The sequence below is a fragment of the Collinsella aerofaciens genome, from assembly GCF_040910245.1.
In the GTDB taxonomy this organism is placed as follows: domain Bacteria; phylum Actinomycetota; class Coriobacteriia; order Coriobacteriales; family Coriobacteriaceae; genus Collinsella.
The window spans coordinates 36,541-54,010 of the sequence record NZ_JBDGAY010000005.1 but is presented as its reverse complement, the minus strand read 5'-3'; the positions used below and the strand labels follow the sequence as shown (position 1 = coordinate 54,010).

Genomic DNA, 17,470 nt, shown 5'->3' with positions numbered 1-17,470 from the left:
CCGCCTCTACGCAACATCCCAGGGCTGGAGTTCGTCGCCCAGGCGAACGATGCAGTCGTAGAGCACGGTATGGCGCTCGGCCGGGTTGACATCCCGATGAAAATGCCCGTAGTACCAGCGCTTGTAGTCCAGACGGTCCTCCAGCTCGTCAAAAAACGTGGTGAGTCGATCGACATCGGGATAATTCCAGCCGGGCGCCGGATAGAGCGTGGGCGACAACATGCGCGTGGAGCAGGTGTGGGTGATCACGTAGTCGACCTTCCAGCCCACGCTGTCGAGCTTTGTCCGCGCCTCCTCAAAGTTGCGCTCGTCCGGCAACTCCTGCGGCCACCAGCTGGAATACGGAATGCGGTATTCCTTGTCCACGCTCGTGGCGCCGCCCATGGTAAAGATCGTTGAGCCATCAAGCTCAAAAACCTCGCCGCGCGTCAGGCGCCGTATAGGAGAGGTATCCGACAGGCGCTGCGTCAGCCCGCCGTGCCACAACTCCATGGGGCGCTCCGCCCAGTGATCGAAACGTTCGTGGTTGCCGTCGACGAACAGCACGGTATAGGGGCGCGACTCCAGCCAGGCGATATCGGCACATTCCTCGGCAGAGAAATCCCACGGAAAGCCAAAGTCGCCCGCGACAATCAGATAGTCGTCGCTCGTCAAACTATCCCCAAGATCCCAGTCGCGCAGCTTTTGCATGTCGAGGCCGCCGTGAATATCGCCCGTCACATAGACCGTCATCGGATTACCACTTCCCTGTAAGTCGCTAGCCCACATTCTGCACGATCACTAAGCCAACCGTTCCAGCCCTTCCATCCCTTAGGGCTTACCCCTCGTTCTTCCATCCAAACGGGTCGAGCACCCAAAAGATCAAATCGAGCGCGCCACCGGTCATCATGGCGCCGGCAAGGGCCATGCAAACGTGCAGAGAGCTAGCACTTCGGAGCACGTCGAATGGCCCCAGAACAGCCAGCAGCGCAACCGCTGTGCCGGCAAGGCGCAACGCGAGGCACGGCCACGCGTCCTTGACGCACTTCTTTGCGAGATGCTTGGTGTTGTCACTCATCAATATCGAACTCCTTAGAGGGTCGTTGTTCAGATACATGCCGCCGCGACAGAGCGGGGCGGCAGGGTAAGTGTCACATGCTGTGCGGACATCAATGGAGAAACCGCCTGCTCGACCAACCTTTGACGCCGTTTTGCACCGGCACCACATCCCCCGCTATCGAGGTCTAATACTTTTCCCACCGCTACCCAAAAACTCATCCAACGTTAATCTTGGCTCAAGAATCGCTTAATCTATAACCTGCACTATAGAGTTCGACCAAGGGCGGGGCGGCGCCGCGCAACGCAGACCGCCGAACGCAACGCTCGCGCCCGGGCAAATCGCCCGGCGTCGCGCCCATCGAACGAAAGGACAGGTCATGGACGACCTCGAAAAAGTTGAAACCATCCGCACCAAGTGCAACGTGAGCTACACCGATGCCAAGGCCGCGCTCGACGCCGCCGACGGCAACGTTTTGGACGCCATCATTTGGCTCGAGTCGCAGGGCAAGACGCAGACCACGTCGGCGCACGCCGCCACCGAGTCCGCGCCAGTCGATGAGCCCTCAGCCGAGATGGTCGCCGCGCAGGCCGCCTACGAGAAGTCGAGCGAAAAGACCGACTTCTCCAAGAAGATGGACAGCGTATGGGAGTACCTCAAAAAGCTCTTCCGCCTGAGCCTGGACACCAAGTTTATCGCCACGCGCCGCGATGCAATCATCCTCAACATCCCCATCCTGATCCCCATCATCGCCCTGTTTGCCTGGGGCGCTACGATTTGGCTGATGCTGATTGGCCTGTTCTTTGGCATGCGCTACCGCATCGACAGCGACGGCGACGTGCCCGGCAGTATCAACAACCTTATGAATCACGCCGCCGATGCCGCGGACGACATCAAGCAAAATCTGAACGACGACAAGTAATCGCAGACGGGGGCACGCATGGCACGGATCCTGATCGTAGAGGACGAGGAGAAAATCGCCCGCTTTGTGACGCTCGAGCTGGAGCACGAGGGCTACCAGGTGGAACACGCCGCCGATGGCCGCACCGCCGTGGACCTGGCGCTGGAGCGCAACTACGATCTTATTCTGCTCGATGTGCTGTTGCCGCAGCTCAACGGCATGGAGGTCCTGCGGCGCGTCCGCAAGCACAAGGATGTGCCGGTGATAATGGTCACCGCGCGCGATGCCGTGATGGACAAGGTGGCCGGGCTCGATGCCGGCGCCGACGATTACCTGACCAAGCCGTTTGCGATTGAGGAGCTGTTCGCACGGATCCGCGTGGCGTTGAAGCGCTCGGAGGCCGTGCGGGCGGCTTCGGGCGTTGGCGGCATCGGGACGGGCGCGGCAGGCGGCACGGGTGTCGGCGCCACTGCGATGCCCCCGGTCAGTGACTCGACCCAGGTTTCCGCCTCGCTCTCCCCCGCCACGCTCGCCGTGGGCTCGGTTGCGCTCGACCCCGACCGCCGCGAAGTCACGGTCGGCGGCTCGCCCATTGTGCTCACGGCCCGCGAGTTCGATGTCCTCGCCCTGCTTATGGCGCATGCCGAGACCGTGCTCACGCGCGAACGCATCGCGCACGAAGCGCTGGGCTACGAATACATGGGCGACACCAACAACGTCGACGTGCACATCGCGCATCTACGCGCCAAGATCGAGGACGCCGGCGGCGCCCGCATCATCCAGACCGTGCGCGGGGTGGGCTATGTCTGCCGCGCGTAACGCCGAGGCCAAGCGCGTCACCTCCATCGCCCGCGCCATCAACTGGAGCTATATGTGGCGCCGCCTGATGAGCTACGTCTGGCTCGATCTGTTGCTGGTGGTGATTGCGGCGGCGATCCTCGTCTATGGATACAACCAGACACTGCCCGACAGCGCGTTTACCGCAGGATGGATCCCCGGCGCCACCGTTCGCGGCATGTCGCTGAAGCCCGCGCGCGGCTGGGACCTGACAACGCTCACCTATACCGTCGAGCTTGCGCGTACCACCAAGACCTTCCCCCTCGCGCAGGACCTCATCGCACTTTGGCCCCTCTATATCGTTGTTGTAGGTTGGCAGGTCATCAGCATGCTCGATATGCTCGGCGGCGCTCGCCGTGTGCGCCGCACCATGGCGCCGCTCAACGACCTGGCCCTGCGCGTGGACGAGCTCGGCCGCATGCAGCTCTCCGGCGGCAAGATGGAAACGCTGGAGCAAGCCATCGAGCGCGCGAGCGTCGACTCGCCGAGCGTCACCACCGGCGACGCCGACCTGGCAAGCATCGAGGTCGCACTCAACCGCCTGCTGCGCCAGATGCAAGAGGCCAAGCTGCAGCAGATGCGCTTTGTCAACGATGCAAGCCACGAGCTGCGCACGCCCATCGCGGTGATTCAGGGCTACGTGAACATGCTCGACCGCTGGGGCAAAGACGACCCGGACGTGCTGGCGGAATCCATCGCGTCCCTCAAGGCCGAAAGCGAGCACATGCAGGAGCTCGTGGAGCAGCTGCTGTTTTTGGCGCGCGGCGATGCCGGGCGCACGGTCCTGCGGCGTGCGCATACCAACCTGGCTGCACTGGTCGGCGAGGTTTGCGAAGAATCGCAGATGATCGATGCCGGGCACACGTATCGGCTGGCCTTTGACGCTGCGCTTATCAGCGACCCGCGCTGCGACGCGTCCGTCGATGTCGCGCTCGTGAAGCAGGCTCTGCGCGTGATCGTGCAAAACGCCGCCAAGTATTCGGACGCGGGCACGCCCATCTCGTTTGGCGTAGCGCCGGATGCGGGCGCGGGCACGATCGACATAAGCGTTGAGGACGAGGGCATCGGCATGAACCAGGAATCCGCAGCTCACGCGTTCGAGCGGTTCTACCGCGCCGACAACGCGCGCGATGCCGGAGCGCAGGGCTCGGGCCTGGGGCTCGCCATCGCCAAGTGGATCGTCGATAGCCACGGCGGCGTCATCGGCGTGACCTCGGTCGAGGGCGTCGGCAGCCGCTTTACGATTCGCCTGCCGCGGTAGGAAGCCCCTCGGCATAAATAAAGGGATAGGGCCACGCAGCCCTATCCCTTTTTGCTAGCTATGACAGCTTGTGCGCTACTCGCGGCACAGGTGCACGGCGAAGCCGGCGAACTCGCGCTTAAAGTACACGAGCTTGGTACCACCGTCGGGTAGCAGCGCGCGCGACTCCTCGTTGACCTCGAGCCCGCGCTCGGCAAACCACTTCTCAGCTGCATCGATGTCGTTAACGGCAAAGCCGATGTGGCCTTTGGTGCCACGACCGTTCTGCTTCATGACCTCGACCAGCGAATCGTTGAAGTACGAAACCGGGGTCTCGATAACAGGCAGGCCCATCATCGTCGAGAACAGCTCCGCGATCTCCAGGGCGTCTGCCGGGTCGGCGGCGTTAATGCCCACATGGGCAACGCGCATACCAAAGAGCTCTACCGGATTGGCGTTCTGCTCACTCATGCAGTCAGCGCCTACTGAGCCATGACGTCGAGAACGGCCTTCTCGGCAGCGACGCGGTTCATGCCGGTCATGAAGGGCACACCACTCACGTACGGGCAGGTGAGGCCCTCGGGGGCAACGGTGGTGGCGATCAGCAGGTCAGCGCCCTCGTCGCAGTAATCCTTGGCCTCGGAGATGGCGCACTGCACGATCTCGTACTTGTCGGCATAACCGTTGGCGTCGAGCATGGTGGCGACCTTCTGGGCAACAAGCGTGGAAGTAGCAGCGCCAGCACCGCAAGCCAAAACGATCTTCTTCATAGGTAATGTCTCCCTTCATGGTTTACTTTAGGTAAGTGTACCGCAGCGAGCGATGGCACTCAGCCTCGATGAGCTTTTATGCCAGTTTGCTTGCGCGCTGCGTATAATATATCTAGTACGTGTTGTCATACCGCTCGCTTTATGAGTGACTAAGGACCCTAATATGCCCGATTCCCGCACACTCTGGACCGCCGTCGTTATCATTTGCATCGCCGTGTCGGTGTTCTTTAGCGTCAAAAAACGCACCACGTTCAAGCGTCTGCAGCAGTTGATGGCCGCCAAGCAGTGGGACGAGTTCGATCGTTTGCTCGACGGCAAACTCACCAGCATGCTGTACCCACGCTACAACCGCGACTACCTGCGCCTGAACTCCTATCTGCTGCGCGAGGACCACGAGCGTGCCAGCGAGATGTTCGACCTGCTGCTGGGGCTCAACCTCCCCAAGATGCAGCGCGTCGACCTGGTGATTAAGGCCTTTAACTACTATGTTGGCCAGGAGGACCGCAAAAAGTCCAAAGAGCTGTTGCACGAGATCAAGGGCTTTGAGGGCGGTCAGGCCGAGGCAGTCGCGCACGAATGCCAACTGATGTACGACACGATGATCCTCAAGCGCCACAACGACATTCCCGAGCTGGAGCGCATGCTCGAGGATGTCGGCGACGACCCGGTCAAGCGCTGCCGACTGGAGTACCTGCTGGCTCTGCAGTACCAAAACAAGGGCGACGAGGCAAAGTTCCAAGAGTTCCTTGAGAAGTCGGGCAAACACTCGATGGCCGTCAACGCGTAGCGGACGGCTTGTACTAGACTTCTAGTCTCACGGGGGCGTGGCGGAATTGGCATACGCAGGGGACTTAAAATCCCTCGCCGCAAGGATTGTGGGTTCGAGTCCCACCGCCCCTACCATGTGATTGCTTGCGAGCCCGTGTTCCCCAGGGATGCGGGCTCGCTTCTTTAAGATGCCGGTGGGGCTCGAACCCGCGAGGGGGCGAGCGTTAAGCGGACGCGCAGCGTCCGAAGCGAGCCGGCGAGGGCGCCGACAGGCGGCCGAAGCCGGTGCGTATTTGCGCAGCAAATGCGCGGACGTCCCACCGCCCCTACCATATGGAGCTTTCGAGCCCGTGTCCCCAAGGGATGCGGGCTCGTTTCTTTTGAACGCCGGTGGGGCTCTAAGTTGCGGTGAAATAGTTCTTGTTTATGCTGTTTACCAGCCTATTTAGGAACTATTTCACCGCAACTTAGGTTGATACTCCCACATTTTTCGATGGAAAAACGTGGTTGTCTTACACATTTTTCGATGGAAAGACGTGGTTGTCTCGCACATTTTTCAAGGGAAATGCGCATATGGCCTTATACTATCCGAAAGGGTTGGGAGGCAATATGCAGCGACAGCTTATGAGTGAACTTATCGCTTGGAAATCAAGGGCGAATCGCAAACCTCTCTTGCTTAAGGGGGCCCGCCAGACAGGTAAGACTTGGCTTCTTAACGAATTCGCAAGCCAGCAATATCAAAACGTCATTCGTTTTGACTTTATGCTCGAGCCGAGCGCACGCTCGCTGTTCGATGGGGACCTCGACCCCAAGCGTATCATCTCTCAGATAGAACTCTTGCGCGGCCAAACCGTAACGCCGGCGGACACGCTCATCGTTTTCGACGAGATCCAGGAGGCGCCACGCGGCATCACCTCGCTCAAGTACTTCAACGAGCTTGCACCCGAATACCACATCGTGGCTGCCGGTTCCTATATGGGCCTCGCACTTCGACGCGAAAACGAGTCATTTCCCGTCGGTAAAATCGACCAGCTCACCATGCGTCCCATGGGGTTTGCTGAGTTCGTTCGTGCCGTCGACGGCAACCCGCTCGCCGACGCTATCCTTGCCGCAGACATGAACCTTCTGGCAAACGTTACCGAAAAGCTCGAGCACCTGCTTAAGGAATACTTTGTTGTCGGTGGTATGCCCGAAGTTGTCTCCGCTTTCACCGAGACACGCGACTTCATCGAAGCCCGTAGGCTTCAGCAGCAAATCATCGAGGCTTACGAATCCGATTTTGGCAAACATGCACCCGCCCGCATTGTCGAGCGCATGAGGTTGGTTTGGAAATCCCTGCCCGGCCAGCTTGCAAAGGAAAACAAAAAGTTCGTCTACGGAGCCCTTCGCCCCGGGGCGCGCGCACGCGATTTCGAAGAGAGTCTCCAGTGGCTCATGGATTACGGAATCATTCATAAGGTGCCGCGCGTTTCCGCCCTCAGGGCACCGCTCTCGAGCTACGAGGACCTCTCGGGCTTCAAGCTGTTTTGCATTGACACCGGTATCCTCGGAGCGCTCTCCAACCTCCCACCTGCCATCGTCCTTAACGGGCCCGCTGTTTTCACTGAATTTAAGGGCTCGCTCACCGAGCAATACGTCGCGCAGGAACTCTTGCTGCAAGGCAAAAATCCCGCGTATTGGTCCTCTACCTCTGGCAATGCCGAAACCGACTTTGCCATCGACCATGCGGGAACCGTGCTTCCGCTTGAGGTCAAGGCGGCAGAGAACCTTAAAGCGAAGAGTCTGAAAATAGCCTGCGAAAAATTCAAACTCGAGCGTTGCGTGAGGACCTCCCTAGCGGCATATAGAGACGAGGGCATGCTCGTCAATATTCCGCTTTGGGAGATTGGGCAAATCGACAAGCTGGCATAGGCGCCATGGGGACGCCCCGCAAGGACTGTCCCCAGGTGCCGGCAGAAAAGGAACGTCCCCAGGTGCCGGCTGTTGAGTTGCGGTGGAATAGGGACTGTTTGGTGCCCGAAAGGGCGATTTTAGTCTGTATTTCACCGCAACTTATTATTTAGAGGGCGCTGAGGCTGGGGGTCCAGCCGATGGTGGGGGTCGCGCCGTCGAGGGTCTCGTTGATGGTGGCGGCCATACCGGCGAGCAGGCTGTTCTCGCTTACGGTGAGCGTCTTGTAGCCGCCGGCACGCATGAGTTCGCGGATCACCACGGCGCCAGCCAAGATCACGCCCGCGCGTTTGGGCTGTACACCCGGTAGCGCGGCGATGCCTTCCGCGTCCAACACAGACATGCGCTCGATAGCAGCCGAGACCTGCTCCAGCGACAGCTCGCGTAGGTGAACAAAGCTCGAATCGTACGGTTCCAGCTCGTGGACCAGAGCCACCAGCGTAGTCACCGTGCCACCCACCGCGACCAGACGCTCGGCGCGCTCAAAGTCGCTGGGCAGGCCTTCAAAATAGGCGGCGAACTGCTCGCCTGCCCACGCGGCAGCGGCAGCAAGCTCGCCGCGTGCGGGTGGCAGCGTCGAGAAAAACCGCTCCGTCACGCGGCGGCAGCCAATGTCCAGCGAGCGCGTCCCTTCTAGCGCAAAGACGCCACGCTCCGGCGCATAGACGCCCGTCGCGAGCTCCGTGGATCCGCCGCCCGAATCGGCAACAATGATGCGCTCGCCGGCAAAGTCGTGCGCCACGCCAAAAAACGTCAGGCGTGCCTCGACCTCGCCCGGAATCACCTGTGGCTCAAGCCCCAGATCGCGCAGGCCGTCCAGCAGCAGTGCTGCGTTGGACGCATCACGCGCGGCGCTCGTGCAGGTGGTGCAGATGCACGCGGCCCCAAAGGCACGAGCCTCGTCCACAAACATGCGGCACGCAGCGAGCACGCGCTCAACGGCCGCCTCGCAAAAGCGGCCCGTCGCGTCCACGCCCTCACCCAGATCGGTAATCTCGGTATGCTTGGACGATTCCACGATTGCCCCGCCCTCGACCTGGGCCAACACCAGTCGCGACGACACCGTTCCCAGGTCGATCGCGGCCACCTTATAGCGTTTGCAATTTGTCATTGCGAGCTCCCCTCCGGGCGCTATTTGCCGTTGGACACGACCGTCTGACCCTCGACGCCGTTAAACCCAAACAGCATGTCGAGCGCTTGGATGTACCACGGCGCGTCCTTACCGACTTCATCGATTTCCTTGGCCACTTCGCTGGCCTTCTTGGCGTTTGAGGACTTTTTGCTCGACGAGGCATCCGAATCGTCGTCCAGGCCCTGCACTTCAATCCTCTTCTCGCCGGGCATCACCAGGCCCAGGTCCTCGGATGCCGCGTCCTTGATACCCTCCTCCGAGAGCAGCTTGTCGACGCTTTTTTGCAGGTCGTCGTTATATTGCTCGCGAATCTCGACCTGCTTGGCCAAGATGTCGCTCGAGCGTTTTGCCACATACAGGTCGCGCACGGGGAAATACAGGCTCACAAGCGCCAGGGCGACGACAATGCCAACAAACAGCCCCCGCTGGGGACCGTGGGTAAAGTCGTAGATTGCCTTGACCACCGCGTTATCGTTAGCGTAATGCATGAAGTCCGAGCCCGAAAGACGGTTCGAGGGCCTACTCGGCTTTTCATGCGTTTGAGCCGAGGAACGCTGAGCATGCTCCGAGTGCGCCGGGCGCACCGGTCCATCTGCCGAAGTATTCGATTGAGCATTGGGGCGCGAGGTACTTGTCGGGCGCTGCGCGGAGCGGTCGGCACCGGCGTAGGCGGACCCACCGAGCTGCACCGTGCGCGCACGGCGAGGCGACGGCTCACGCGAACCGGCGGAATAGTACCTGTTGTCGTAAATCTGATCCATGTGCGCCTTGTGCGGTTGAGGTTTGTTTGCGCTAAGTCCTTTAGTTATAGCACGAGCGCCCGCACTGCCTTCGCCAGCCTTTGCTCGACATAAAAAAGGCGCTGAGCCATATGGCCCAGCGCCCAATGGCGGCCATCAGAAGTGGAGCGGCGTCGAGTCAACCCCGCCCCCGCGCGCACCACTTGTTTAGCGAATGTTGTAAAACGCGGCCTTGCCGGCGTAGCGCGCGCTGCCCTCGAGCTCGTCCTCGATGCGGATGAGCTGGTTGTACTTGGCGATACGGTCGCTGCGGCACGGGGCGCCCGACTTGATCTGGCCGGCGTTGACGCCCACGACCAGGTCGGCAATCGTGGAGTCCTCGGTCTCGCCGGAGCGGTGGCTCACGATGCAGGCATAGCCGGCCTCCTTGGCGGTCTCGATGGCCTCGAGCGACTCGGTGAGCGTGCCGATCTGGTTGACCTTGACCAGGATCGCGTTGGCGGCACCCAGCTCGATGCCCTTCTTGAGGCGCTCGGTGTTAGTGACGAACAGGTCGTCACCCACCAGCTGCACCTTGTTGCCAATGCGGCGGGTAAGCTCGACCCAGCCGCCCCAGTCCTCCTCGGCCATGCCGTCCTCGATGGAGATGATGGGATAGGTGTCGACGAGCTTCTCCCAGTAATCGACCATCTGGGCACTCGTGTACTCCACGCCCTCGCCCTTGAGCTCATACATACCGGTCTCAGCGTTGTAGAACTCGGTGGACGCCGGATCCATGGCGTACATGAAGTCGACGCCGGGCTTAAAGCCAGCCTTTTCGACGGCCTTGGTGATGTACTCGAACGGCTCGGCATTGGTCTTAAGGTTGGGGGCAAAGCCGCCCTCGTCGCCCACGCCGCCGCCCAGGCCGGCCTCGTGCAGCACGCCCTTGAGGGTGTGGTAGACCTCGGCGCACCAGCGCAGGCCCTCGGCAAAGCTCGGAGCACCCACGGGCATGATCATGAACTCCTGGAAGTCAACGTTGTTGTCGGCATGCACGCCGCCGTTGAGAATGTTCATCATAGGTGTGGGCAGCAGGTGGGCGTTGACGCCGCCCAGGTACTGGTACAGCGACAGGCCCGCCGACTCGGCAGCGGCGCGGGCGACGGCCAGCGACACGCCCAGGATGGCGTTGGCGCCGAGCTTGGTCTTGTTGGGGGTACCGTCCGCGGCAATCAGCGCGGCATCGACGGCGCGCTGGTCGAAGGCGTCGAGGCCCACGACGGCGTTAGCGCACTCGTTGTTGACGTGCTCGACGGCCTGCGAAACGCCCTTGCCCAGGTAGCGGCCCTTGTCGCCATCGCGTAGCTCGCAGGCCTCAAAGGCGCCAGTCGAAGCACCCGAAGGCACCATTGCGCGGCCAAAGCTGCCGTCCTCGAGCACGACCTCGACCTCGACGGTGGGGTTGCCGCGGCTGTCGAGCACCTCACGACCGTAGACGTCCAAAATATCGCTCATGTTGTCTCCCTCTCACTTGGAAACGTAGTGGATGCAAGCGACCGGCTGACCGTGCACCATCGGTGCGTCTCCGTAAGTTAGCCATGTCGCACTTTTTGCATTATGCCCTAAGTTAGCCGAGGGATACACTTGATTTTCGAAAAATTTAGCGGGAACGATGAGGCGTATCAGCCCGTCGTTCCCGCAGTCTTACTCCTCCGCCTTTGCGGCATCCCACAGGTCGTTGAGGCCGTGGGTCGAAAGCTCGGCAAGATCCACGTGAGCATCGGCCGCCATCTGCTCCATCGCGGCCCAGCGGCGGCGGAACTTTGCCGTGCTGGCGCGCAGGGCGCTCTCGGCGTCGATCCCCTCTTTGCGCGCGACGTTGACCAGGGCAAAGAGCAGATCGCCAAACTCCATTTCGCGCTCGGGCGTTCCGGGGGCCTCGGCCTCAAACTCGGCACGTTCCTCGGCGACCTCGTCCCACACGTCCTGGACCGTCTCCCACTCAAAGCCCACGGCAGCCGCCTTGCGCGACACCTTCTGAGCCTGCATCAGCGCCGGCAGATGCGTGGGCACGCCGTCGAGCAGACCCTCGGGCGCGGCCTCGCCCGCCGCCACGGCCTTGTCCTTGGCAGCCCTCTCGGCAAGCTTGACCTCGTCCCAAATCTTGAGCACCTCGTCGGAGCTCTCGGCATCCGCATCGCCAAACACGTGTGGGTGGCGACGGATGAGCTTGGCGTCGATATCGCGCGCCACATCGGCCAGCGTAAACTCGCCGGCGTCCGCCGCAATCTGCGCATGCAGTACTACTTGCATGAGCACATCGCCCAGCTCCTCGCGTAGGTGAACCGCGTCGTCCGCCTCGATGCAGTCGAGTGCCTCGTAGGCCTCCTCGATCATGTTCTTGCCGATGCTGCGGTGTGTCTGTTCGCGATCCCACGGGCAGCCATCGGGCTGACGCAGACGCCAGATGGTCTGCACCAGATGCTGCAGCTCGGCCGACGCGTCTATCAGCGTGGACAGGTCACGCGAACCCTCGGCATTTTGCTGAGCCATGTGCTGCGCCATGGTTATTCCTCCTCCAGGATCACGTGGCGGAACGCACCGCCCTCGTAGATGCCGTAGCTATGCGTGCCGTCCTTGGGGATGCTCACGCTGCCGGGGTTGAAGAGCCACAGGCCCGGGTGCGCGGCGCCCTCCTCGTTGACCTTGATGTGCGTGTGACCGTAGACGAGCGCGGAGCCCTCGGGCAGCGCGGGCGCGTGGTCGACGCTGTTGTGCATGCCGGCGCCAAAGACATGGCCGTGCGTCAGGAACAGCTCGCGGCCGGTCTCGTCGAACAGCGTGGCATAGTCGGCCATGACGGGGAAGTCGAGCACCATCTGATCGACCTCGGCATCGCAGTTGCCGCGTACCGCGATGATGCGGTCGGCCAGGGCGTTGAGCAGCGGGATCACGCGCTTGGGGGCGTAATCGCGCGGCAGGTCGTTGCGCGGACCGTGATAGAGCAGGTCGCCCAGCAGCACGATGCGGTCGGGCTGCTGGGACTCGATGGCGGCAACCAGGCGCTCGGCCCAATATGCCGAGCCGTGGATGTCGGAGGCGATGAGGTATTTCATGGGGAGATCCTTTCGAATGAGGTTGATATGGCTGGGCGCAGGATGTCGCCACCAGCCGCGTTATTCAAATCGCAGTGCCACGGCTTGTGCCGCCTGCATCACGCGCTGGAGCGGCACATTGTGCTCGCGAGCGAGACGGGCGCAGTCCTCGTACTCGGGCGCTGCACGCTCGCTGCCGTCGGGCAGGGTTGCCACCTTGACGGACACCTCGCCCCATAGCGTCGTTACGCGCTCAAAGCGGCGTGGCAGGCAAACGCGCTCCATGACCTGGCGACGAATGCCGTTGGTCGTGGTTTCCAAAAAGATAATCGTCTGCAGGCGCTCGATATCCTCGTGAGCACAGATTACCTGTAGCTGCCAACTGGGACGGCCTTTCTTGCAATAGAGGGGCAGCCAATGCACCTCGCGCGCACCCGCCTCGCGCAGGCGGTCGGCAGCGTAGGCGAGCACCTCGGGCGACGCGTCGTCGATGTCGCATTCCAGCTTGACGATGGTCTCGGGCGCATCGGTCTCGCGGGACAGCGGGGATGTGCTATCGCATTGCATACGGTCCGGATCCTTTCCGCGCGGGCTCGTTTTGTTCATCCAAACGCTAGCACATCGCGGGCGGCGCGGATGTGACGGCGCGCGATGAGCGCGATTTTCCTTGCCCGCAAGAAACCGACACTCCACCGCCTCATCCAAACATGTACATCAGCCTCCAAACATGTCATTTTCTGCAGCTTTTGGAGGCTGATGTACATGTATTGGAGTAGAGCCGCACCGCGCACCCTTTCCAGTCGATTTCGGCCCCCCCGCGTGCACGACGCGCCGAGGCTGCGCCATTACAATGAAGCGGATTCGCTTGACGCAAAGGAGCTGCCATGCCTGCTTGCCCGCTGGTCGATTGCCACACCCACACCTCGTTCTCGGACGGTCATGCCTCGTTTGAGGACAACGTTCGCGCCGCTGCTGCGGCCAGCTGCCGCGTCATGGTCTCAACCGACCATCTCACCCTGCCCGCCAGCATGGATGCCAACTGCGAAGTGCAGGTTACTGAGGGCGACCTGCCGGCACATCGTCTGGCTTTTGAGGATGCTCGCAAGCTTGCCGCGCAGATTGCGCCGGAGCTCAGCTTTATCTATGGCTTTGAATGCGATTGGTACGAGGGCTGCGAGCCTTTGGTTGATCGTTGGTCCCAGGGCGCCGTCGTGCGCCTGGGCAGTGTGCATTGGATTGGCAACCCAGGCGATATTGCGGCAGGCGCTGCGGGCACGGCGGGGACGGAGGACGCCGCTCGTCCCGATACGCCCGATTCGAGCTGCGGTTGGATCGACGACGACACCAACCTGCATGTTTGGGAAAACTTGGGCGTGCGCGGCGTATGGGAGCGCTATGTCGACGACTGGTGCCGCGCCTGCGAAAGCCCACTTAACTTTGATGTGATGGCTCATCCCGACCTGGTCATGCGCTTTTCGAAGGAAGGCTTTGCGCCCGACTTTGACCCCGCACCGTTTTGGCAGCAGATGGCCGAGTGCGCGCACGATACGGGTCGCCGCGTTGAGGTCTCGACCGCCGCACCCCGCAAGGGCCTCGACGACTACTATCCCGCGACTGGGCTGTTGCGTTGCTTCGCCCACGCCGAGGTACCGATTACCTTTGGCTCGGACGCGCACCGCGCCTGCGACATCTGCTGGAACATCCGCGAGGCCCAGGCCCACGCCTACGACTGCGGTTATCGAACCTTCGACATCCCCCACGCCACCGGCGAATGGGAATCCACGCCCCTCGCCTAGCCATCCCTTCATAAGTTGCGGTGAAATAGGGATTGTTTTGCTTGATGAAGCGCTTAAACAGTCCCTATTTCACCGCAACTTCCATGACCCCGTTACACCAACAAAGACTGTCCCAAACGACTAGTGGCGGCGGGCGTTGAGTTCGCCGGCCAGCTCGTCGAGGGTGATGCCGTAGCGCTCGAGCGTCACGAGCAGGTGGTAGACCAGGTCGCCGGCCTCGTAGCGGATGTGATCGTGATCGTTATCCTTGCAGGCCATGATCACCTCGCTCGCCTCCTCGGCAAGCTTCTTGAGCAGCTCGTCCTCGACGTCGGTCAACAGACGAGCGGTGTAGCTCTCCTGCGGCGATGCGTCGCGACGGCCGTGAATCACCTCGGCGAGCCCCGTCAGCGTCTCACCGATATTTCCATCCTGAACGTTTGCGGTGCGCACACCCATAGTTCAATCCTTTCTGGTTGGCCGAGCGTCTAATCGAGCGCCCGCCCTACGCGAGTTTCTTAAAGAAGCAGGTACGGTTGCCGGTATGGCAGGCCGGACCCGGCGAGTCAACCTTGACCAGCAGCGTATCGCTATCGCAGTCGGCCCAAAGCTCCTTGACCTCCTGCATATTGCCGCTCGTCGCGCCCTTGTTCCAGAGCTCCTGGCGACTGCGGCTCCAAAACCACGTGGTACCGGTCTTGAGCGTCAGCCCCACCGACTCCTCGTTCATCCAAGCAACCATAAGCACCTCGCCGGTGTCATACTGCTGAACCACACAAGGAATCAGCCCGCGGGCGTCGTACGTAAGCTTTGAAGGATCGGTTATCTCTTCCATTTCTCTCCCCAAATTCAAACTTCGCAGGTCGGCGAGGGTTGTCCAGGTGCCCGAGATTCCGAGCGACAAGCCCGACGACGCGTACTTAAGTACGCGAGGAGGGTTGGAGCCGGAAGGTCGGGTGCCTGGGCAAGCCGCAGCGCTAGAAGTCCAACCTGACAGGGATGCCTTGAGAGGCCATATACTCTTTGACTTCGCGAATGCTGAACGTCCCAAAGTGAAAGACGCTCGCCGCCAGCACGGCATCGGCCTCGCCCTCAATCACGCCCTCGGCAAAATGCTCGAGCGCGCCCACACCGCCGCTCGCAATCACCGGAATCGGCACCGCGCGCGCCACGGCGCGGGTGAGCGCCAGGTCAAATCCGGCCTTGGTGCCGTCGCGGTCCATACTGGTGAGCAGGATCTCGCCGGCGCCGCGACGAGCCGCCTCCTCGGCCCACGCCACCGCGTCGATGCCCGTGGCGTTGCGGCCGCCCGCCGTGAAGACCTCCCACTTGTCGGCACCAGATGCGCCGGGCAAATCGACGCGCTTGGCATCGATCGCCACGACCACGGCCTGGCTACCAAACGCCGCGGCAGCCTGGCTAATCAGCGACGGGTCGCGCACGGCGGCAGAGTTGAGCGACACCTTGTCGGCACCGGCTGCAACCATGGTGCGCATGCCCGCCAGGTCGCGAAAACCGCCGCCCACGGTATAGGGAATGGCTAGCTCCTCGGCCGCATGCGCCGCCATCTCGATGGTCGTCGCACGGTTGTCGCTCGTGGCGGTAATGTCCAAGAAGACGACCTCGTCCGCACCCTCGCGGTCGTAGGCGCGCGCCAGCTCCACCGGATCGCCCGCATCGCGCAAGCTCACAAAGTTGACGCCCTTGACCACACGGCCGTCCTTGACGTCCAGGCAGGGAATCACACGTTTGGTAAGCATGGGCTACTCCTCCCCTCGGGCGGCGGTCAGCGCCTGTACCAGCGTAAAGTTGCCCTCGTAGAGCGCGCGACCGGTAATGGCACCTTCAATCGCGCCCTCACGCACTGCGGCCAGCGCGCGGATGTCGTCGAGCGTCGAGATGCCACCCGATGCCACGACGGGAAAGCCCGCGACCTCGGCCACATGGCGATACGCCGCCACATCGATGCCCGCCTGCATGCCATCGCGCGCAATGTCGGTATACACCAGATGCTTAAAACCCAGCTCGGAAAGCTGCGCCACGGCGTCGTCGAGCGCCACGCCCGCGCCGTCACGCCAGCCATTCACCTTGACCTGGCCGTCGCGTGCGGCAATATCTGCCACCAACAGCTCGCCAAAGCCTTGGGCCGCCACCTCGGCAAAACCCGGCTCGGTCACGAGCACCGTGCCTAGTGCGATGCGGCGCGCACCGTAGCCGGCCAACTCGTCGATGCGCGCGAGCGAGCGGACGCCGCCGCCCACGTCCACGGACAGACCGTTGACGCCGCAGATGGCCTTAATCGCCGCCGAGTTGGCAGCGCATGTGTCCTCGTCCTCGCCAAAGGCAGCGGACAGGTCGACGACGTGCACCCAGCTTGCGCCCTGCTCGGCAAACGAGCGAGCAACGGCCACGGGGTCGTCGGAATATACCTTGCAGCGACTCCGGTCGCCGCGCTCCAGGCGCACGACCTTGCCGCCGATCAGATCGATTGCGGGAAACAGGATCATCGGCCGGCCTCCTCGACGATGTTGACGAAGTTCTTAAGGATGCGCTGACCCAGCGCGGAGGATTTCTCGGGATGGAACTGGCAACCCCACACGTTGCCATGGCGCACGATGCACGGGAAGCTCCGCGTATAGTGCGTGCGCGCCAGCACATCGGCGGCATCGGAATCGTCGGCCACCGCGTAGCTGTGGGTGAAGTACATGTTGGCACCCTCGGCAAAACCAGTAAGCAGCGGATCGGCCGCACCGGCGGGCGTCATGTGCACCTGGTCCCAGCCCACGTGCGGCACCTTCAGGCGGCTCGACTCCAGGCGCGTGCACGAACCGCGCATAATACCCAGGCCATCGACCCAGAGGACACCGGCCCGCTCGGAGGCGTTGCCGTCGGCGACCGCGCTCTCGCTCGCAGGAACGCCCTCGTTGCCGCGCTCAAAAAACAACTGAAGGCCCAGGCAGATGCCGAGCAACGGAGTTCCGGCGGCAACGGCGTCGAGCACCGCGTCCGCCTCGCCGCCCTCGCGCATAAAGGCGACCGCGTCGTAAAACGCGCCCACGCCCGGGATGACCAGGCCGTCGGCGTTGCGGATCTGCTCCGGATCGTCCGACGTGCAGGCGGCGGCACCGGCGCGCGCAAGCCCGCGCGCAACGCTCGACAAGTTGCCCTTGTGGTAGTCGACCACCACGATCTTCGGTTCGCCCACGCGACCCCTCCCTTTTCTCATTCAAAACCCGCCAAAAAG

Annotated in this window: 21 protein-coding genes and 1 tRNA gene; 7 read left to right on the top strand and 15 right to left on the bottom strand. The window is 62.2% G+C overall.

Annotated features, from left to right (window positions below):
- Window positions 1–6: 6 nt before the first annotated feature.
- Both AB5Z20_RS03115 and AB5Z20_RS03110 read right to left on the bottom strand, forming a co-directional pair.
- Complete coding sequence (locus AB5Z20_RS03115) at window positions 7–732, bottom strand: metallophosphoesterase family protein (protein WP_195624862.1); 726 nt, start codon at window positions 730–732, stop codon at window positions 7–9.
- Window positions 733–817: 85 nt separating this feature from the next.
- Window positions 818–1,057, bottom strand: a complete 240-nt coding sequence (locus AB5Z20_RS03110; RefSeq protein ID WP_195624861.1) for a hypothetical protein — start codon at window positions 1,055–1,057, stop codon at window positions 818–820.
- A 358-nt stretch (window positions 1,058–1,415) separates the two neighbouring features.
- Here AB5Z20_RS03110 and AB5Z20_RS03105 point away from each other — a divergent pair, with 358 nt between their 5' ends.
- From AB5Z20_RS03105 to AB5Z20_RS03095, 3 genes are read left to right on the top strand one after another with little or no spacing between them, the layout of a single operon-like run.
- Window positions 1,416–1,958, top strand: a complete 543-nt coding sequence (locus tag AB5Z20_RS03105) for a DUF4342 domain-containing protein (protein ID WP_117847868.1) — start codon at window positions 1,416–1,418, stop codon at window positions 1,956–1,958.
- A gap of 18 nt (window positions 1,959–1,976) precedes the next feature.
- A complete protein-coding gene (locus AB5Z20_RS03100; RefSeq protein ID WP_368156205.1) occupies window positions 1,977–2,756 on the top strand; it encodes a response regulator transcription factor in 780 nt (259 codons plus the stop codon).
- Window positions 2,740–4,035 carry a sensor histidine kinase gene (locus AB5Z20_RS03095; protein WP_138113387.1) on the top strand — a complete coding sequence of 432 codons (1,296 nt, stop codon included), beginning with the start codon at window positions 2,740–2,742 and terminating at the stop codon, window positions 4,033–4,035. The genes AB5Z20_RS03100 and AB5Z20_RS03095 overlap by 17 nt, the downstream gene beginning before the upstream one ends.
- 75 nt (window positions 4,036–4,110) lie before the next feature.
- Here AB5Z20_RS03095 and AB5Z20_RS03090 read toward each other — a convergent pair whose 3' ends face one another.
- On the bottom strand, window positions 4,111–4,485 hold the full coding sequence (locus tag AB5Z20_RS03090; protein WP_368156203.1) for a VOC family protein: 375 nt from the start codon (window positions 4,483–4,485) through the stop codon (window positions 4,111–4,113).
- An 11-nt stretch (window positions 4,486–4,496) separates the two neighbouring features.
- On the bottom strand, window positions 4,497–4,784 hold the full coding sequence (locus AB5Z20_RS03085; RefSeq protein WP_195232718.1) for a PTS sugar transporter subunit IIB: 288 nt from the start codon (window positions 4,782–4,784) through the stop codon (window positions 4,497–4,499).
- 163 nt (window positions 4,785–4,947) lie between these two features.
- Between AB5Z20_RS03085 and AB5Z20_RS03080 the strand changes: the two genes are divergently transcribed.
- From AB5Z20_RS03080 to AB5Z20_RS03070, 3 genes are all read left to right on the top strand, one after another.
- Complete coding sequence (locus AB5Z20_RS03080) at window positions 4,948–5,571, top strand: hypothetical protein (RefSeq protein ID WP_368156202.1); 624 nt, start codon at window positions 4,948–4,950, stop codon at window positions 5,569–5,571.
- Between the two features lie 31 nt (window positions 5,572–5,602).
- A tRNA-Leu gene (locus AB5Z20_RS03075) sits at window positions 5,603–5,687 on the top strand.
- A 474-nt stretch (window positions 5,688–6,161) separates the two neighbouring features.
- On the top strand, window positions 6,162–7,463 hold the full coding sequence (locus AB5Z20_RS03070) for an ATP-binding protein (protein WP_195363797.1): 1,302 nt from the start codon (window positions 6,162–6,164) through the stop codon (window positions 7,461–7,463).
- A gap of 148 nt (window positions 7,464–7,611) precedes the next feature.
- Here AB5Z20_RS03070 and AB5Z20_RS03065 read toward each other — a convergent pair whose 3' ends face one another.
- The 6 genes from AB5Z20_RS03065 to larC all read right to left on the bottom strand — a co-directional run bounded on the left by AB5Z20_RS03065 (window position 7,612) and on the right by larC (window position 13,018).
- Window positions 7,612–8,613 (bottom strand): Ppx/GppA phosphatase family protein, encoded by a 1,002-nt coding sequence (locus AB5Z20_RS03065; RefSeq protein WP_368156201.1) that lies wholly within the window; start codon window positions 8,611–8,613, stop codon window positions 7,612–7,614.
- A 20-nt stretch (window positions 8,614–8,633) separates the two neighbouring features.
- The gene (locus tag AB5Z20_RS03060; protein WP_368156200.1) at window positions 8,634–9,395 is read right to left on the bottom strand and encodes a hypothetical protein; all 762 of its coding nucleotides are present in this window, start codon (window positions 9,393–9,395) and stop codon (window positions 8,634–8,636) included.
- A gap of 186 nt (window positions 9,396–9,581) precedes the next feature.
- On the bottom strand, window positions 9,582–10,871 hold the full coding sequence (gene eno, locus AB5Z20_RS03055) for a phosphopyruvate hydratase (RefSeq protein WP_195624859.1): 1,290 nt from the start codon (window positions 10,869–10,871) through the stop codon (window positions 9,582–9,584).
- 189 nt (window positions 10,872–11,060) lie between these two features.
- The gene (gene mazG, locus AB5Z20_RS03050; RefSeq protein WP_195624858.1) at window positions 11,061–11,921 is read right to left on the bottom strand and encodes a nucleoside triphosphate pyrophosphohydrolase; all 861 of its coding nucleotides are present in this window, start codon (window positions 11,919–11,921) and stop codon (window positions 11,061–11,063) included.
- Between the two features lie 2 nt (window positions 11,922–11,923).
- On the bottom strand, window positions 11,924–12,472 hold the full coding sequence (yfcE, locus tag AB5Z20_RS03045; RefSeq protein ID WP_195624857.1) for a phosphodiesterase: 549 nt from the start codon (window positions 12,470–12,472) through the stop codon (window positions 11,924–11,926).
- A gap of 60 nt (window positions 12,473–12,532) precedes the next feature.
- Window positions 12,533–13,018 carry a nickel insertion protein gene (larC, locus tag AB5Z20_RS03040; RefSeq protein ID WP_195232708.1) on the bottom strand — a complete coding sequence of 162 codons (486 nt, stop codon included), beginning with the start codon at window positions 13,016–13,018 and terminating at the stop codon, window positions 12,533–12,535.
- A 317-nt stretch (window positions 13,019–13,335) separates the two neighbouring features.
- Here larC and AB5Z20_RS03035 point away from each other — a divergent pair, with 317 nt between their 5' ends.
- A complete protein-coding gene (locus AB5Z20_RS03035; protein ID WP_229107764.1) occupies window positions 13,336–14,247 on the top strand; it encodes a PHP domain-containing protein in 912 nt (303 codons plus the stop codon).
- Between the two features lie 120 nt (window positions 14,248–14,367).
- Here the strand turns inward: AB5Z20_RS03035 and hisE are convergent, their stop codons facing one another.
- From hisE to hisH, 5 genes are all read right to left on the bottom strand, one after another.
- Window positions 14,368–14,685 carry a phosphoribosyl-ATP diphosphatase gene (hisE, locus tag AB5Z20_RS03030; RefSeq protein WP_006235893.1) on the bottom strand — a complete coding sequence of 106 codons (318 nt, stop codon included), beginning with the start codon at window positions 14,683–14,685 and terminating at the stop codon, window positions 14,368–14,370.
- A 46-nt stretch (window positions 14,686–14,731) separates the two neighbouring features.
- Entirely contained in the window at window positions 14,732–15,061 is a 330-nt protein-coding gene (gene hisI / locus AB5Z20_RS03025) for a phosphoribosyl-AMP cyclohydrolase (RefSeq protein ID WP_368156199.1), read from the bottom strand.
- Between the two features lie 142 nt (window positions 15,062–15,203).
- A complete protein-coding gene (gene hisF / locus AB5Z20_RS03020) occupies window positions 15,204–15,986 on the bottom strand; it encodes an imidazole glycerol phosphate synthase subunit HisF (RefSeq protein ID WP_368156198.1) in 783 nt (260 codons plus the stop codon).
- 3 nt (window positions 15,987–15,989) lie between these two features.
- Complete coding sequence (locus AB5Z20_RS03015) at window positions 15,990–16,733, bottom strand: HisA/HisF-related TIM barrel protein (RefSeq protein WP_195361818.1); 744 nt, start codon at window positions 16,731–16,733, stop codon at window positions 15,990–15,992.
- Complete coding sequence (gene hisH, locus AB5Z20_RS03010) at window positions 16,730–17,431, bottom strand: imidazole glycerol phosphate synthase subunit HisH (protein WP_195568488.1); 702 nt, start codon at window positions 17,429–17,431, stop codon at window positions 16,730–16,732. The genes AB5Z20_RS03015 and hisH overlap by 4 nt, the downstream gene beginning before the upstream one ends.
- Window positions 17,432–17,470: the final 39 nt, after the last annotated feature.

Coding starts and splice junctions, on each gene's coding strand:
- AB5Z20_RS03115 (WP_195624862.1), bottom strand. CDS start 732: ATGACGGTCTATGTGACGGGCGATATTCACGGCGGCCTCGACATGCAA.
- AB5Z20_RS03110 (WP_195624861.1), bottom strand. CDS start 1,057: ATGAGTGACAACACCAAGCATCTCGCAAAGAAGTGCGTCAAGGACGCG.
- AB5Z20_RS03105 (WP_117847868.1), top strand. CDS start 1,416: ATGGACGACCTCGAAAAAGTTGAAACCATCCGCACCAAGTGCAACGTG.
- AB5Z20_RS03100 (WP_368156205.1), top strand. CDS start 1,977: ATGGCACGGATCCTGATCGTAGAGGACGAGGAGAAAATCGCCCGCTTT.
- AB5Z20_RS03095 (WP_138113387.1), top strand. CDS start 2,740: ATGTCTGCCGCGCGTAACGCCGAGGCCAAGCGCGTCACCTCCATCGCC.
- AB5Z20_RS03090 (WP_368156203.1), bottom strand. CDS start 4,485: ATGAGTGAGCAGAACGCCAATCCGGTAGAGCTCTTTGGTATGCGCGTT.
- AB5Z20_RS03085 (WP_195232718.1), bottom strand. CDS start 4,784: ATGAAGAAGATCGTTTTGGCTTGCGGTGCTGGCGCTGCTACTTCCACG.
- AB5Z20_RS03080 (WP_368156202.1), top strand. CDS start 4,948: ATGCCCGATTCCCGCACACTCTGGACCGCCGTCGTTATCATTTGCATC.
- AB5Z20_RS03070 (WP_195363797.1), top strand. CDS start 6,162: ATGCAGCGACAGCTTATGAGTGAACTTATCGCTTGGAAATCAAGGGCG.
- AB5Z20_RS03065 (WP_368156201.1), bottom strand. CDS start 8,613: ATGACAAATTGCAAACGCTATAAGGTGGCCGCGATCGACCTGGGAACG.
- AB5Z20_RS03060 (WP_368156200.1), bottom strand. CDS start 9,395: ATGGATCAGATTTACGACAACAGGTACTATTCCGCCGGTTCGCGTGAG.
- eno (WP_195624859.1), bottom strand. CDS start 10,871: ATGAGCGATATTTTGGACGTCTACGGTCGTGAGGTGCTCGACAGCCGC.
- mazG (WP_195624858.1), bottom strand. CDS start 11,921: ATGGCGCAGCACATGGCTCAGCAAAATGCCGAGGGTTCGCGTGACCTG.
- yfcE (WP_195624857.1), bottom strand. CDS start 12,472: ATGAAATACCTCATCGCCTCCGACATCCACGGCTCGGCATATTGGGCC.
- larC (WP_195232708.1), bottom strand. CDS start 13,018: ATGCAATGCGATAGCACATCCCCGCTGTCCCGCGAGACCGATGCGCCC.
- AB5Z20_RS03035 (WP_229107764.1), top strand. CDS start 13,336: ATGCCTGCTTGCCCGCTGGTCGATTGCCACACCCACACCTCGTTCTCG.
- hisE (WP_006235893.1), bottom strand. CDS start 14,685: ATGGGTGTGCGCACCGCAAACGTTCAGGATGGAAATATCGGTGAGACG.
- hisI (WP_368156199.1), bottom strand. CDS start 15,061: ATGGAAGAGATAACCGATCCTTCAAAGCTTACGTACGACGCCCGCGGG.
- hisF (WP_368156198.1), bottom strand. CDS start 15,986: ATGCTTACCAAACGTGTGATTCCCTGCCTGGACGTCAAGGACGGCCGT.
- AB5Z20_RS03015 (WP_195361818.1), bottom strand. CDS start 16,733: ATGATCCTGTTTCCCGCAATCGATCTGATCGGCGGCAAGGTCGTGCGC.